At 56.6% G+C, this 15,444-nt stretch carries 11 protein-coding genes; 6 read left to right on the top strand and 5 right to left on the bottom strand.

Annotated elements, in window-relative coordinates:
* The first annotated feature begins 125 nt into the window (after positions 1–125).
* From efeU to phoH, 4 genes are all read left to right on the top strand, one after another.
* Positions 126–953, top strand: coding sequence for an iron uptake transporter permease EfeU (gene efeU / locus G5574_RS03960; protein WP_033742028.1), 828 nt, complete (start codon positions 126–128; stop codon positions 951–953).
* Positions 954–1,003: 50 nt separating this feature from the next.
* Complete coding sequence (gene efeO / locus G5574_RS03955; protein WP_033742027.1) at positions 1,004–2,125, top strand: iron uptake system protein EfeO; 1,122 nt, start codon at positions 1,004–1,006, stop codon at positions 2,123–2,125.
* A 2-nt stretch (positions 2,126–2,127) separates the two neighbouring features.
* Positions 2,128–3,414, top strand: a complete 1,287-nt coding sequence (gene efeB, locus G5574_RS03950; RefSeq protein ID WP_164482086.1) for an iron uptake transporter deferrochelatase/peroxidase subunit — start codon at positions 2,128–2,130, stop codon at positions 3,412–3,414.
* Positions 3,415–3,992: 578 nt separating this feature from the next.
* Positions 3,993–4,781 carry a phosphate starvation-inducible protein PhoH gene (phoH, locus tag G5574_RS03945; RefSeq protein ID WP_006120221.1) on the top strand — a complete coding sequence of 263 codons (789 nt, stop codon included), beginning with the start codon at positions 3,993–3,995 and terminating at the stop codon, positions 4,779–4,781.
* 79 nt (positions 4,782–4,860) lie between these two features.
* On the opposite strand, the gene G5574_RS03940 is transcribed toward phoH, so the two are convergent.
* The 5 genes from G5574_RS03940 to ssuD form a co-directional block, all read right to left on the bottom strand.
* Positions 4,861–6,063, bottom strand: coding sequence for an acyl-CoA dehydrogenase family protein (locus G5574_RS03940; RefSeq protein ID WP_006120222.1), 1,203 nt, complete (start codon positions 6,061–6,063; stop codon positions 4,861–4,863).
* Positions 6,056–7,510 carry an MFS transporter gene (locus G5574_RS03935; RefSeq protein WP_054633624.1) on the bottom strand — a complete coding sequence of 485 codons (1,455 nt, stop codon included), beginning with the start codon at positions 7,508–7,510 and terminating at the stop codon, positions 6,056–6,058. Before G5574_RS03935 ends, G5574_RS03940 begins: the two co-directional genes overlap by 8 nt.
* A gap of 196 nt (positions 7,511–7,706) precedes the next feature.
* Positions 7,707–9,116 carry an LLM class flavin-dependent oxidoreductase gene (locus G5574_RS03930; protein WP_164482085.1) on the bottom strand — a complete coding sequence of 470 codons (1,410 nt, stop codon included), beginning with the start codon at positions 9,114–9,116 and terminating at the stop codon, positions 7,707–7,709.
* 71 nt (positions 9,117–9,187) lie between these two features.
* A complete protein-coding gene (locus G5574_RS03925; protein WP_164482084.1) occupies positions 9,188–10,600 on the bottom strand; it encodes an FAD/NAD(P)-binding protein in 1,413 nt (470 codons plus the stop codon).
* 15 nt (positions 10,601–10,615) lie between these two features.
* Positions 10,616–11,788, bottom strand: a complete 1,173-nt coding sequence (ssuD, locus tag G5574_RS03920) for an FMNH2-dependent alkanesulfonate monooxygenase (RefSeq protein ID WP_164482083.1) — start codon at positions 11,786–11,788, stop codon at positions 10,616–10,618.
* Positions 11,789–12,062: 274 nt separating this feature from the next.
* Here ssuD and G5574_RS03915 point away from each other — a divergent pair, with 274 nt between their 5' ends.
* Positions 12,063–13,952 (top strand): sigma-54-dependent Fis family transcriptional regulator, encoded by a 1,890-nt coding sequence (locus tag G5574_RS03915; RefSeq protein ID WP_164482082.1) that lies wholly within the window; start codon positions 12,063–12,065, stop codon positions 13,950–13,952.
* Between the two features lie 94 nt (positions 13,953–14,046).
* On the top strand, positions 14,047–14,994 hold the full coding sequence (locus G5574_RS03910) for a sulfonate ABC transporter substrate-binding protein (RefSeq protein WP_039343199.1): 948 nt from the start codon (positions 14,047–14,049) through the stop codon (positions 14,992–14,994).
* Positions 14,995–15,444: the final 450 nt, after the last annotated feature.

Below are 15,444 nucleotides of genomic sequence, written 5' to 3'. Positions count from 1 at the left end.
AGACAGTTACGAAATTATTTCGTTGTGGAACTTGTATTTTTTTGAGTGGTAATGATAATCGGTATCGTTCGTTTTTACGTAACTTTACGCGTCGTTGACGCCGGTTAACATTTAAGAGGTTGGCGATGTTCGTTCCGTTTCTCATTATGCTGCGCGAAGGGCTTGAAGCCGCGTTGATCGTCAGCCTGATCGCCAGTTATCTAAAGCGCACTCAGCGCACTCAGTGGTTTCCTGCGATGTGGGCAGGCGTCTTTATTGCCGCCGCACTCTGCCTTGGGCTGGGTATCTTTATCAACCAGACCACGGGTGAGTTTCCGCAGAAACAGCAAGAGCTGTTTGAAGGTATCGTGGCGGTAATCGCGGTCGTTATCCTGACCTCGATGGTGTTCTGGATGCGCCGGGTCGCGCGCAATATCAAACGGGAACTTGAACACGCCGTCGACGAGGCATTGCATAAATCGGCCGGCGGCGGCCTGGCGCTGGTGATGATGGTGTTTCTGGCCGTCGCACGCGAAGGGCTGGAATCAGTGTTCTTTCTGCTGGCCGCGTTCACACAGGATGTCGGTTATGCGCCGCCGTTGGGTGCGGTGTTGGGGCTGGCCACGGCGGTGGTGCTGGGCATGCTGATCTACTGGGGCGGCCTGCGGCTCAACATGGCGCACTTTTTCCGCTGGACCAGTATTTTCATTCTGCTGGTGGCAGCAGGCCTGGCGGCAGGGGCTATTCGCGCTTTTCATGAGGCAGGGCTGTGGAACCATTTTCAGCAGGTGGCCTTTGATATGAGCCCGATCTTGTCCACGCATTCGCTGTTTGGCACAGTGCTGGAAGGCATGCTTGGCTATCAGGAAGCGCCCAGCGTCAGTGAAGTCGCTGTCTGGCTGCTCTATCTGATCCCCGCTTTATTATTGTTTGTTATGCCTGCACGCGCTGATACCTCAGCAGCTGCGCGCTAACGCGTTTACCCGGCGCGTCAGCCGCGCCTCTGACTGAACAGGGAAAAAATATGATGATGCGTTTTAACCGTAATGCGGTACTGGCTTCTCTGCTGGCGTTTTCTGGCTCTTCACTGGCTGCAGCCATTCCGCAGGTCAGCGTCACTGTGACGGACAAACAGTGTGAGCCCATGTCAGTTACGGTACAGGCCGGTAAAACTCAGTTTCTGATTAAAAATAACAGCCAAAAAGCGCTGGAATGGGAAATTCTCAAAGGCGTGATGGTGGTCGAAGAGCGCGAAAATATTGCGCCGGGCTTTAGCCAGAAACTGACGGCCAACCTGGAAGCCGGGGAATATGACATGACCTGTGGCCTGCTGACGAACCCGAAAGGCAAACTGATCGTGCAGGGCACCGGGAGCAAAAGTGCGCAACAAGGCAAACCCGAACTGATGCAACTGGCGGGTCCCATTAATGCCTATAAAGCCTATGTCACTGAGGAAGTGAGTCAGCTGGTATCCGGCACGCAGGCGTTTACGGATGCGGTGAAAGCCGGTGATGTGGCTAAAGCCAAAGCGTTATTTGCGCCCACCCGTCAGCACTACGAGCGCATTGAGCCGATCGCCGAGCTGTTTTCTGACCTTGATGGTCGTATTGATGCCCGCGAAGATGATTACGAGAAAAAAGCCGACGATCCGAAATTTACCGGCTTCCATCGTCTCGAAAAAGCCCTGTTTGCAGATAACACGACGAAAGACATGGCAGGCTATGCCGACCAGTTAAATCACGATGTGCATGACCTGCAACAACGCGTGAGTGAACTGGCATTTCCTCCGGCGAAAGTGGTGGGCGGAGCCGCCGGGCTGATTGAAGAGGTGGCGGCGACCAAAATCTCTGGCGAAGAGGATCGCTACAGCCGCACGGATCTGTGGGATTTCCGCGCGAATGTGGATGGGGCACAAAAAATTGTCACACTTTTACGTCCGGTACTGCAGCAGGCGAACCCACAGCTTTTAGCAAAAATAGACGCTAACTTCAGTAAAGTGGATGCGATTCTGGATAAATACCGCACGCAGCAAGGTTATGAATCCTATGAAAAACTGACCCAGGCTGACCGCACGGCGCTGAAAGGGCCGATCACCGCTCTGGCGGAAGATCTTTCCCTACTGCGTGGCACACTGGGCCTGAACTAATCATGGACAAGGATCAGGAATTACAGCAGCCTGCGCGACGGCGTTTATTAAAAGGGCTGGGCATGCTGGGCGGCGCGGCTGCGGTAGGCGCGGGCTGTCCGTTTCATGCCGGGGCTGCTGAGCAGCCCGACAGTTTTGCACCGGGCACGGTCACGCCGAACGCGCGTCAGCAACGACAGCCTTTCTATGGCGTGCATCAGGCGGGCATTATTACCCCACAGCAGGCCGCCATGATGCTGGTGGCGTTTGATGTGCTGACCAGCGACAGGCGTGAGCTGCAGCGGTTGTTCCAACTGCTGACACAGCGCATCGCGTTTTTAACGGCGGGCGGCAAGGCCCCCGCCGTGGTCAACCCACAGCTGCCACCGATGGATTCCGGTATCCTGGGGGCCGAGATTGCCCCCGATAATCTGACCATCACGGTGTCAGTCGGTAACGCGCTGTTTGACGGACGGTTCGGTCTGGCTGCGCTCAAACCCGCGAAGCTGCAGCCGATGACCCGGTTCCCTAATGATTCGCTGGATGCCAGTCAGTGCCATGGCGATCTGCTGTTGCAGATTTGCGCCAATACCCAGGACACGGTGATCCACGCGCTGCGCGATATCATCAAACATACGCCGGATCTGCTGGGCGTACGCTGGCGGCGGGAAGGGTTTATCTCCGATCATGCCGCGCGCAGCGCGGGCAAAGAAACGCCCATTAATCTGCTGGGCTTTAAAGACGGCACGGCAAATCCGGACACGCACAATCACGCCTTGATGGATAAGCTGCTCTGGGTCACCGCGGATCAGCACGAGCCAGCCTGGGCGCGGAATGGCAGCTATCAGGCGGTAAGGTTGATTCGTTTCCACGTGGAAATGTGGGATCGCACACCGTTGGGCGAACAGCAGACCATTTTCGGTCGCGAAAAGCTGAGCGGCGCGCCGCTGGGTATGAAAAATGAACATGACGTTCCCGATTACCGTAACGATCCGGATGGCCAGATAATTGCGCTGGATGCGCATATTCGTCTGGCCAACCCCCGTACGCCCGCCACGGAAAGCAGCCTGATGCTGCGCCGGGGATACAGTTATTCGTCCGGTGTTTCCGCTTCAGGTCAACTGGAGATGGGATTACTCTTCGTCTGCTATCAGCATGATTTGGAATTGGGTTTCCTTACCGTCCAGAACCGCTTAAATGGCGAAGCGCTGGAAGAGTATATACGTCCGTTTGGCGGCGGTTACTTTTTTGTCTTACCCGGCGTGGTGAATGAAAACCATTATTTAGGCCAGTCCTTACTGGAAATTTGATTAAATTTTAGGCACGGCATTCTGTGTCTGACAGCGCAGCGTGCCGTGTTTTCATATTGCCGTTTTTTCCCCGTACGGCTTTTTTATCGCCCCGTTTAACACGCTTTTTAACGTGACGTAAAATATACTAACCCTCTGTAATAAATCCGTAATTTAATTTAAGTAAGGTCTTCGTTAACGGCCGGTTGAATATTTATTTTTCATGAAAGTGAAAATACTGTTGCAAAATACCAATAAGATGGTTCACTTTACTATGAAAGCGTAATCGGGCGTGTTGATGTCTCACACTGGAGTTCGCGCATGGATAGATGTTTTTACAGCCGTTTAGCAGTAAACAATATCGCACTCACCCGTGAGGGACGTTCTTCCTCAACCGCTTTTACATCTCAATGTGTTTTCTCTCTTCAACTTCACTCCTTTTTTACCGGTATACGGTCAGGCTGTTTTGCTGCCGGATATCAATCGTCATGGCCTGTCACGGCTCTAAAGGAAGCCAACTGAAACCTCTAAAGCGTTCACGTAATCGCAACGGGCGTATTGCCTGAAGCGGGAAATGAAACCAACTGTAAGGTGCCACTATGGGAAGACAGAAAGCAGTGATCAAAGCGCGTCGAGAAGCAAGACGAGTGCTTCGTAATGACTCACGCAGTCATCGTCAGCGTGAAGAAGAATCGGTCACTTCGCTGGTGCAAATGGGTGGGCTTGATGCAATTGGCATGGCACGCGATGTGCGTGACCGTGCGCCGATTGAAGCCCGAAATGAAGCTCAGGCGCATTATCTTAACGCCATAGAAACAAAACAGCTTATCTTCGCCACGGGCGAAGCGGGCTGCGGCAAAACCTGGATTAGTGCTGCGAAAGCAGCAGAGGCCCTGATTCATAAGGATATCGACAGGATTATCGTTACGCGCCCGGTGCTACAGGCGGATGAGGATCTGGGATTCCTTCCCGGTGATATCTCAGAGAAATTCGCCCCCTATTTCCGCCCGGTTTACGACATTCTGGTTAAACGTCTTGGCGCATCCTTTATGCAATATTGTCTGCGTCCGGAAATCGGCAAAGTGGAAATTGCGCCTTTTGCCTATATGCGCGGCCGCACCTTTGAAAATGCGGTAGTGATTCTGGACGAAGCGCAGAACGTGACGGCTGCGCAGATGAAAATGTTCCTGACCCGCCTTGGCGAAAATGTCACGGTGATTGTTAACGGCGATATTACCCAGTGCGATTTGCCCGCTGGGGTGCCTTCCGGTCTCGCAGACGCGCTGGCGCGTTTCGAAGAGGACGAGATGGTTGGCATTGTCCGTTTCGGCAAAGAGGATTGTGTGCGTTCCGCGCTGTGTCAGCGCACTCTGCACGCGTACAGCTAGCGTTCGATTGAGTCATGTAGCGACCAAACCCGGCTCCGGCCGGGTTTTTTTGTGTCTCAGATTCGCCGCCTGGCCGCGATCATTCACCGCTGCCGATCTGCCAGATAAAGGTCGGATCGCGCCGGTTCACTTCCCAGTCGCCGACATTTCGGCTCTTGTATATCACCGGATTGTGGGACGCGATGGTTCGGGCATTGCGCCAGTGCCTGTCCAGCGCGTTTATCACCCGCGTATCTGACGCGCCCAGCGCATTAAATAACTCGCTGGCCGCGCGGGTAATCCATTCAACGGCGACGACCTGCGCTTTGGCGGCCTCCACTTCGGCCTGCACGTTGGCGGCGTGAATCAGGCTTTCTGCTTGCCCTTGTTGGTGCGCATCAAACGCAAGCTGGAGCGACGGCGTGGCCTGCTGCACGGCGGCATCTGTCGCCCAGACCCAACTACTTATCTGGCCGACAACCTGCAACACCTGCACATCCTGTTTGACCTGGCGGGCATTACCGTGGCTGTAAATACGTTTTCGTTGTGCAACGCTCCGGGACACATCCCGCACAATAGCGCGACCAATGCCGGCCAGGGTCGCGAGTAAGACATGCTGATAAAAAGCCGTCTGATAGCGAAAGCGTTCACTAAAGTCATACACATGCGCAGGCTCCACGTGCGCCTCGCGAAAGCGCGTAGTGCCGCTACCGGTCAGGCGTTGCCCAAATCCATCCCAGTCATCGTCCCGCTCAACGCTGTCCTGATGAGTGCTCACCACCGCAATCACGTCGCGCTGGTTGTCGGTGCGCTTAGCGTACACATCAATCCAGTCGGCATAGAGTGTGCCGGTGCTGTAAAACTTTTCGCCCGTCAGTTGCCAACCGTGCCCGGTAGGGGAAACGGTGGTATTCACGTCTCCCAGCCTGACGCTGCCCGTTTCACTCCAGCCACTGCCGACGATGTCGCCATCAACAAAGCGGCGAAACCAGCGTTGACGGTCTTCGCTGTCAGGTTGATTGAGGCGATCCTCGACAAAGGCCATATGGGCGCGCAGAGCCTGAGGCAGATTGGAATCCGCTTCTGCCAGCTCGGTGAGCAAACGAAAAAGCTGCGGCAGCGAGGCTCCCAGGCCGCCATTAGCCGTTGGGATACGCAGCGTGCCAAAGCCCGCCGCCTTAAGCCAGTTTATCGGCTCATGCAACAGTGTCCGGTCGCGTTCGCGTGCAGCGGCCCCGTCGGCGATGCGGGCAAAAACAGGACGAAAGCGTTCTGCCAGACGGGTGTAATCAGGTTCAGACATGGTGTTCTCCTTGAGCTGACGGGTCATCAATATCGTGGCGCGTCGGTTCAAAGCGCACCACAAGCAGGAAAATGATGGGGATGAGAGCGGCCAGTGACACGATCCAGAACAGGTTGGTGCCATAAGCCGCCTGCAATATCGGCAGAATGAACAGCGCCAGTGCGCTTCCTGCACCAGAGATCGAACGGCTAAACCCGACGCCGGTGGCGCGAATAGATGTGGGATAGGCGAGGGCGGGATAGATCATTAACTGCGCACCGGGTCCGAACCCTTCGGCAAACAGCCACACTCCCAGCAGCAGAATGGCAAAGACCACACCGTAAGTGGCTTCAGGATGCCCGATCAAGGCCAGTGAAATCAGGGCGATAAACTGTAGCGCAAACCCCGCGATGGCCACATGACGAGAGGGAAATTTCCAGGCCAGTCGCATGCCCAGCAGGCCGCCGGTAAAGGCGAACAGCGCATTAAGTCCCAGTGAGGCGGCAATGGTTTCGAACACGCCCGCGCCCAGAAACTGCGCCAGAATCGAGGGGAGGAAAAATGCGATAGCCGTATATTCAAAAGCGATACAGGCGTTCATCACCGCTGCCACGATAGTGCGTTCGCGATATGGCTTCTGGAACAGCACGCGGAAACTGACCGCCGGTGCGACAGGCTCGATGGCAGGGGACTTATCTTCATGTGCCTGGATGCCATAGGACTCACGCAGAATACGGACCGCACCGCGTAAATCTCCCTGATTAGCCGCCCATAAAGGCGATTCGTTCATAAACTTGCTGCGCACGGCAATAATCAGCAGGGCAGGCACGGCACCAAACAACAGCGATGCCCGCCACAGCCAGTCAATGTGCTGGGCTGGCAACAGGAAGTAGAGGGCGAAGATGATGAAAAAGCAGACCGACGAGGCGGCATACCACATCGGGCACCAGGCCGCCAGTCGCGCAGCTTTGTTGCCTTTACCCGAAAACTTCGAGAATTCGGCCAGATAGGCCATGGCCACAGGCAAATCCATTCCCACACCAATGCCCATCAAAAAGCGCGCCCCGATCAGTACCCAGACATTCGGAGCCAGACCGGCAGCGAGGGCAGAAACGACGAAAAAAAGCATGTCTGCCATAAACACCGAATAGCGACCGTATTTATCGGTCAGCCAGCCGCCAGCCAGGTTGCCCACAATGGTGCCGATCATAATGGAGGAGGTGACCAGCCCGGTTAAGGTTGGCGTTAAGCTAAACGTCTTAACGACATCATCGATGCCGTAGGACAGCGTCGTGAGGTCATAGGCATCCAGAAAAACGCCCCCCAGCGCCAGAAACACGATCCAGCGCGCATAGCTGTTTTTGTCACTTTGCGTATTGATCAGTCGGGCCACATCGTTGACGGAGCGAACCGGTGTGGAAGGCGGCGAGGGGATCGCCACATCATCATCGATATTGAGAGTGCTCATGTTATCCTCGTTATTGTCTGTACAGGTGCTGCCTTTATAAGCAGTGCATACGCAGTAAACAAACAAGAAAAAGTGATAAGGATTGCTTTAATTTCAATAAGTTATTTTTTATTCTCAGGCATGAAAAAGACCGGAAACGTGGGCACGCTTCCGGTATGGATTGGGTGAATCAGGTTAACGAAGCCGTCTCGTTATGTTATGAGGCTTCAGCAGGGACGATCAGGCCCGCTGACGAGGGCGTGCGTCGGTAGCTGGCACCAGGATGAGGATGAGTAAGGCGATCGCCCAGCCCAAAAAGCTTCTCACGTAACGTGCCGGGCTGGTAATCCTGCTTATATACGCCGCGTTTTTGCAGTTCCGGCACCAGCAGGTTCACGACGTCAGCAAAGGTTTCATGAGTAACGGCATAAGCCAGATTAAAACCGTCAACGTCTGTTTCCTCCACCCAGCTCTGTAGTTCATCTGCCACGGTTTCGGTGCTGCCCACCAGCAACGGCCCAAAGCCGCCAATGCCTACCCAGTCGGCCATGTTTTGCACCGTCCATTCACGCTGCGGATCGGCGGTCGAGAAGCTCTCTACAACAGACTGAATCGCATCGGTATGAAGATGTTTAAACACCTGATCGGGTTGATACTGACTAAAGTCAATGCCGGTCCAGCCGGAAATCAGGGCAAGGGCACCTTCGTGGCTGACATAACGTTTGTAATCCTGCCATTTGGCCTGGGCCAGCTTATCGGTCTCGCCCACGATCACGGTTTGCATATTGAAAATGAGAATGCTGCGCGGATCGCGTCCGGCCTCCTCTGCGCGCCGACGAATATCGGCCACGGTTTTCCTGAGCAGCACCTTAGACGGCGCGGCAACAAACACGCACTCGGCATGTTGCGCGGCAAAAGCTTTACCGCGGCTGGAGGCACCCGCCTGATATAACACCGGCGTGCGCTGTGGTGACGGCTCACACAGGTGAATGCCCGGCACCTGGAAAAAGGTGCCCTGATGGTTGATCGGATGGACTTTGTTCGGATCGCTGAAGATATGGCGCTTCCGGTCGCGAATAACGGCGTCGTCTTCCCAGCTGCCTTCCAGCAGTTTATAAACCACCTGCAAATACTCATCTGCATAATCGTACCGGGCATCATGACGGGTTTGCGTGGCCTGGCCCAGATTGCGTGCGCCGCTTTCCAGATAGGAGGTGACGATGTTCCAGCCAATCCGCCCTTTGGTAAGATGGTCCAGCGTCGACATCCTGCGCGCAAACGGATAAGGATGTTCAAACGAAAGCGAGGCGGTCAGACCGAAACCGAGATGCTGAGTGACCATCGCCATTGGGGTGATCAGCGCCAGCGGATCGTTAACCGGCACCTGAGAGGCACTGCGAAGGGCGGCATCATTGTTGCCGTTAAAGACATCATAAATGCCCAGTACATCGGCGATAAACAGGCCGTCAAATTTACCGCGCTCCAGCAGCACGGCTAAGTCTGTCCAGTATTCCAGGTCTTTGTACTGCCAGGAGCGATCGCGCGGATGCGCCCACAGGCCGGGTGACTGATGACCCACGCAATTCATATCAAAGGCATTTAAGCGGATTTCACGTTGTTTAGGCATAGCAGGCTCCTGAGCGGATGCGGCACGCCGGTGCCGCCCACTTTTTAGGGGGATAATAAACAGGTAAGTGATTAGTCAGTCAGTGAAAGGGGACATCGCTCGTTTAGCGTAGCGGTTGTGAGATTCAGCAGTTGACGGGCAACCGCTTCCGCATGCATTGCCACCTGCGGCAGGCCCATCAGTTCACCAAACCGACCGCGGGCCGCGGGACCGACCACATACAGATGGGAATTGCTGTGGCCCTGTGCCGTTCGCGTCTGCGACAGGGCATTGACATCAATGCCAAGCGCTAAAGGATCGGGCCGGATGACGCCGTCATCACACAACTGGCGTAGCAGGGCATCATGTTGTACCAGTTTCCCGTGCGCCGGGCCGGTGGTCACGATCACCTTATCCACCTCCCGCGTCACGACTTCGCCCGAGCGAGTTTGCAGATGCAGCCGTACCGCAGAATGGCTGGACTCTGCCGCCGTCAGCCGCGCCGCCATCACCTGCAACGATCCGTTTTCCTGCCGCGCGTTCAGCACCTGGCCTGCCTGTGGCGCAATGCGGTAGCGGTGCACATCCCACCACGGCCGCAGATGGCGCAGAAAGCGCCGTTGCTCATTCAGTGGCAGGCTCTGCCAGAGGGTCTGGCCCTGCCGACGAACCTCATCAAAGACGACCTGCCACGGAAGCCCGCGCGCCGCCGCCTGACGCATGTCCTGGCGGATGCGCCGTAACCAGCAGCGCACACCCGCTGGCCTGGCAAGGTGCCCTTCAAGCGACCAACTGAGGTCATGCTGACTGATATTGGGCCGGGGAAGTTGTCCACGGCGTGAAAACACGGTGACAGGGCCGCGGTGCCCCTGGCGATCCAGCGTGGCCACCATATCCGCCATCGTTAAACCGCTGCCCACAATGGCGATGCGCTCCTCCGGACCGACAGAGGCGAGGGCGTTCTCCTGCCAGGGATCGGCGATGATGGCGGGATGGTCAGCCAGTGCGGTTAACGCGCCAGGCAACGACGGCGCGGGATGACTGACGGCCAGGACCACAATGTCGGCGGCAAGGTGTTTGCCGGCGGCGGTGCTGACCGTGCCGTCCCGGAAAGCCACAGCGCGATCATGCAGATGCGCCAGAACGACAGGCGACTCACGTTGTGCCGCCTCGAACTGTGCATTGACCCAACGGGCAAACTGCCTGCGCTGAGGATAGACATGACCATCGTGCCAGCGCGCGGCGGGATCGCTGACATATGCATCAGAGGCGCGATACCAGCGATCAAAGCTGCCTTCTTCCTCTCCCGCCAGCTGCATGCGTGACGCGGGTACATTAAGGCGGTGAGCCGGATCGGCCGTCGAGTAGGCAACGCCCTGCGCCAGCTGCGACCGGGGTTCGATGAGCGTGACGCGCAGTCCGGCCTGGCCCAGACGACCCAGATGCACGGCCAGCGCTGTCCCGCTAAATCCACCGCCCACGATGACAATATGCTGCTCTGACATAAACCGCCTCATTTCTTAGCTGGCACTGGCGCTTTTTTCGGGACGACGATCGCCACCGATAGTTTCACCAAAGGGACCTGTATTCACGCTGCGCTGTGCTTTCCCGGCGTGCGTCGACAGCGGCAGCAGTGGCATCAGTAACTCGGCTACCCGGTGCGCTTCTTCCAGATGCGGATAGCCCGACAGAATAAAGTTATCAATGCCCAGCGCCTGGTATTCCCGAATCCGCGCTGCCACCTGCTGAGGGTTGCCGACCAGTGCAGTGCCCGCGCCGCCGCGCACCAGTCCGACGCCTGCCCATAAATTGGGGCCGATGCGTAAGCCTTCGCGTGAACCGCCGTGCAGTGCACTCATGCGCGCCTGGCCCGTCGAATCCATACGGGCAAAGATCTTCTGAGCGGATGCGATGGTTTCATCATCCAGATGAGCTATCAGTTTATCGGCTGCCGCCCAGGCTTCCTCTTCGGTTTCACGCACAATAACGTGCAGTCGAATGCCGTAGGACAACGCCCGGCCAAGTTCCTGCGCCCGCTGGCGCACAACGTCCAGTTTGGCGGCAACCTGCTCAACGGGTTCGCCCCAGGTGAGATAAGTATCGACCTGACTGGCGGCCACGTCGACCGCATCGTCCGACGAACCACCAAAGTAGAGCGGTGGACCGTCGGCCTGCACAGGCGGAAACAGAATTTCAGCGCCCTCCACACGAATATGTTCACCGTGGAAGTCCACTTTCTCGCCTTTCAGCAAACGGGAATAGACCTCCAGGAACTCCCGCGTGACCTGATAGCGTTCGGCATGACTCAGGAAAATACCGTCGCCTTTATTTTCCACCGGATCGCCACCCGTCACCACATTGATCAGTAAGCGCCCGTCTGACAGACGGTCCAGCGTTGCCGCCATGCGCGCCGCCAGGCTCGGCGGCTGCAACCCCGGCCTGACCGCCACCAGATAACGCAGCTGTTTAGTGATGGGGGCCAGAGCCGCCGCCACCAGCCAGGAATCTTCACAACTTTTACCCGTGGGGATCAGTACGCCGTAGAAACCCAGATTGTCTGCCGCCAGGGCGACCTGTTGCAGATAGGGCAGATCGACCGCTCTTCCGCCCTGGGTGGTCCCCAGATAACGTCCGTCACCGTGGGTGGGTAAAAACCAGAACAGATTAATGTTTTTCTCAGAGGCTTCAGGCATTAGCAGATTCCTTTATAACGATATTTGAAATTGGCAAATGAAAAGCAATCTTTCAGTTATAAAGCCATTAGCAGAATACGTGCCAACTGTGTCTGGTCATTTTTTCCTTTGAATTTATAGCGTTATGATTTCAGCTTTCAGGTACGCGCTGTTGCACATGCAGCAGGCGTTGAACTTCAGTGCTGCATTTGCAGCACAGGGGCTCAGCCCGTGGCTCGTTTCCCTTCACGCTTAGCGTTATCGTGAGCGCTCAGTCACTTTGCAGGTATTCGCTATGGAACACGCTGGTCCCGATTTAATTGACCCGGCTTCTCTGGCCTTCAAAAGTATCCTGGATCGCCTGGCACCCACGGATGCCACGGTGTTAATCATTGGCGAAACCGGCACCGGTAAAGAGGTGATGGCGCGCTATCTGCATCACCACAGCCCGCGCCGCCGCGCGCCCTTTGTCGCCGTGAACTGCGGCGCACTGACGGAAAGTCTTGCCGAGTCAGAACTGTTTGGGCATGAGAAGGGCGCGTTTACCGGTGCCACGGAACGTCATCGTGGCTGGTTCGAGGCGGCGCAGGGCGGCACGCTGCTGCTGGATGAGATCGGTGAACTCAGTTTGCCGCTCCAGGTAAAACTGTTGCGCGTATTGCAGGAGAGAGAGATTACCCGGGTAGGTTCATCTCAGGCGATAAAGGTAAATGTTCGGGTGCTTGCCGCCACGAACCGCGACCTGACCGGTGCGATTGCCGAACGGCGCTTCCGCGAGGATCTCTATTACCGGCTGAATGTGGCCAGCGTGGCGCTGCCGCCTCTGCGCGAGCGCCGTGAGGATATACCGGTGCTGGCCGCGTATTTTCTGCAACACTATGCGCGCCGACTGGGCCGACCTCAGCTGCGTCTGAGTGAGGAGGCGATCGCGACGTTAAGCCGGTACGCCTGGCCGGGCAATATTCGGGAGCTGGAAAACACATTACATAATGCTGTTCTGCTCAGCCAGGAAACACTTATTGGCCCCCAGCATCTGCGTCTGGGCCGCGTGATTGAGGCTGAACCGGTGCCTGAACAGGATGTGATTGATCAGTTTATCCGGCAGCAACTGCAGCACAGTGAAACGCCCCTGTATCCCAGAATTATTGAATCCTTAGTGCGGAATGCCTATGCGCTGAGTCAGGGAAATCAGCTCCAGGCGGCAGCGCTGTTGGGGATCAGCCGTCACAGCCTGCGCACCCATCTGGGCCACTGCGGCATCATTAAGCCGCGCCGCAGCAGCGCCATCGCGCCATCGCGTGTTTTGACAGACTCTGTGGTGCAGGAGCGCGAGTTGCGTATTGGTTACCAGAAGTTCGGCAATCTTGGCATTCTCAAAGCCCGTCAGCATCTTGAGCAGCAGCTGGTGGGCCAGAATGTCCGCGTGTTGTGGAGTGAATTTCCTGCGGGGCCACAGTTGCTGCATGCTCTGCGCGATCAGGAAATTGACTTTGGTACGACAGGCGAAGTTCCGCCCCTGTTTGCCCAGGCCGATCAGGGCACCATGGTCTATGTGGCCTGGGAACCGCCTGCGCCGCAAAGTGTTGCCCTGATGGTCGCCAGACACAGCGCCATCACGACGATTGCCGATCTCAAAGGCAAGCGCATTGCGGTGAATAAAGGTTCTAACGTCCATTTTTTGCTGCTGCAGATCCTCGATGAAGCAGGCCTGACGCTGGACGACGTGCGTATCGTGTATGCCCCACCGAAATATCCGTTAACCGCCAGCGACCTGAATGCGGTCGATGCCTGGATGATGTGGGACCCTTTACTGAGTGAGGCCGAACGTGGCGATCAACTGCGCGTCATTGCCGATGGCGTGGGCCGGGTCAGCAACCATCAGTTCTATCTGGCGGATCGCCAGTTTGCTACGCATTCACCCGATTTACTGCGCCTGTTGATGACCGCGCTGGAGCAGACTGGCCAGTATATCGATGCCCATCCGGCCGAGGCTGCCGGGTTACTGGCAAAGGAGTTGGGCATGTCCGACAGCGCATTACGTCAGGCGCTGGCGCGGCGTAGTCATCGAACTCAGGCGATGAACTTAGCGATTATTCGCGAGCAGCAGAGAATCGCCGATCGTTTCTATGCGCTCGGTCTGTTTCCCCGCGCCATCAACGTCCGGGACAGAGTCTGGCCGCAATGACGTTTTATGACTAAGGACAGAACTTATACGCATTAAGCCCTCAGGCACGGATTTGTTATGTTGCGCTGACAACACCTTCGTTCAGGACAAAAAAATGAGAAAAATAGTGATAAGCGCACTGATTGCGCTCGCTCAACTTGGCACCTTCGTGACAGCACAGGCGGAAGACAAACCCCAGGTCGTGAATATCGGTTTCCAGAAAGCGAATATTTTTGCGCTGCTGAAATACCGTGGCACGCTCGACAGCGAATTTAAAAAGCAGGGCATTGATGTGCGCTGGGTGGAGTTCCCGGCAGGCCCGCAGATGCTGGAAGGGCTTAACGTAGGCAGTATCGATCTGGCGGCCACCGGCGATGCGCCACCTGTCTTCGCGCAGGCGGCACAGGCCGATCTGGTCTACCTTGGCCACTCGCCGGCCAACCCGCAGACCGAAGCCATTGTGGTGCCGGCCGATTCCACGATCAAAAGTGTCAAGGATTTGAAAGGCAAGCGCGTGGCGCTGAACAAAGGATCGGATGTTAATTATCTGCTGGTGACTGCGCTGGAGCAGGCGGGGCTGACGTATAAAGATATTACGCCGGTTTATCTTCCGCCTGCCGATGCCAGGGCCGCCTTCCAGCGCGGTGCTGTCGACGCCTGGGTTATCTGGGATCCGTATCTGGCCGAAGTCGAAACCACGGCCCATGCGCGCCTGCTGAAAAATGCCGAAGGCTTAGTGCCGCATTACACCTTTTTCCTGGCCAGCCGCAAATTTGCTGATGGTCATCCCGAGACGGCGAAACAGGTGCTGAACGCGCTGAGTCAGCTGAGCACCTGGGCAAACAGTCATCAGGCTGACGCCGCAAAAATCCTTTCCGGCTCCACGGGGTTGCCTGTACCCATCTGGCAGCGCGCGCTGGCCCGCATGCCGTTTGGGGCGGAACGTATGACGCCCAACGTGTTTAACGAACAGCAGGCGCTGGCCGATAAATTTACCCAGATCGGTCTGTTGCCGGTGAAGGTGAATGTCAGCAGCGCGACGTGGGCACGGGATAAGCAGTAACGCGTGAGCGCGAGTGCTTTAAGGGCCTGCGGGTGAACCAGCAGGCCTTTTTTATTGGGTGCGACAGAGGACGATAAAGAGGGATTCACTCGCTGCGCTCGCCCTTCGGGTGGCCTGGCGGTCATGCAAAACGGCGTTGCCGTTTTGTCGCCCCCCGGTCGGGGGTGCTCATCCCCCCTCTCAGGAGAATATGCAAAAAAAAAATCCAGAGGTGAGTCTGGACGCTTCTTCAAATCTGGCGGTGAGAGGGGGATTCACTCGCTGCGCTCGCCCTTCGGGTGGCCTGTCGGCCATACAAAACGGCGTTGCCGTTTTGTCGCCCCCCGGTCGGGGGTGCTCATCCCCCCTCTCAGGAGAATATGCAAAAAAAAAATCCAGAGGTGAGTCTGGACGCTTCTTCAAATCTGGCGGTGAGAGGGGGATTCACTCGCTGCGCTCGCCCTTCGGGTG

The sequence above is a fragment of the Pantoea stewartii genome (assembly GCF_011044475.1).
GTDB classification, from domain to species: domain Bacteria; phylum Pseudomonadota; class Gammaproteobacteria; order Enterobacterales; family Enterobacteriaceae; genus Pantoea; species Pantoea stewartii.
Note: the sequence above shows the minus strand (reverse complement) of the source record. Positions and strands in the feature narration are given on the sequence as shown.

What these genes read in the sequence shown, in the direction of transcription:
- efeU (WP_033742028.1), top strand. Translation starts at nt 126, where the DNA reads ATGTTCGTTCCGTTTCTCATTATGCTGCGCGAAGGGCTTGAAGCCGCG.
- efeO (WP_033742027.1), top strand. Translation starts at nt 1,004, where the DNA reads ATGATGATGCGTTTTAACCGTAATGCGGTACTGGCTTCTCTGCTGGCG.
- efeB (WP_164482086.1), top strand. Translation starts at nt 2,128, where the DNA reads ATGGACAAGGATCAGGAATTACAGCAGCCTGCGCGACGGCGTTTATTA.
- phoH (WP_006120221.1), top strand. Translation starts at nt 3,993, where the DNA reads ATGGGAAGACAGAAAGCAGTGATCAAAGCGCGTCGAGAAGCAAGACGA.
- G5574_RS03940 (WP_006120222.1), bottom strand. Translation starts at nt 6,063, where the DNA reads ATGTCTGAACCTGATTACACCCGTCTGGCAGAACGCTTTCGTCCTGTT.
- G5574_RS03935 (WP_054633624.1), bottom strand. Translation starts at nt 7,510, where the DNA reads ATGAGCACTCTCAATATCGATGATGATGTGGCGATCCCCTCGCCGCCT.
- G5574_RS03930 (WP_164482085.1), bottom strand. Translation starts at nt 9,116, where the DNA reads ATGCCTAAACAACGTGAAATCCGCTTAAATGCCTTTGATATGAATTGC.
- G5574_RS03925 (WP_164482084.1), bottom strand. Translation starts at nt 10,600, where the DNA reads ATGTCAGAGCAGCATATTGTCATCGTGGGCGGTGGATTTAGCGGGACA.
- ssuD (WP_164482083.1), bottom strand. Translation starts at nt 11,788, where the DNA reads ATGCCTGAAGCCTCTGAGAAAAACATTAATCTGTTCTGGTTTTTACCC.
- G5574_RS03915 (WP_164482082.1), top strand. Translation starts at nt 12,063, where the DNA reads ATGGAACACGCTGGTCCCGATTTAATTGACCCGGCTTCTCTGGCCTTC.
- G5574_RS03910 (WP_039343199.1), top strand. Translation starts at nt 14,047, where the DNA reads ATGAGAAAAATAGTGATAAGCGCACTGATTGCGCTCGCTCAACTTGGC.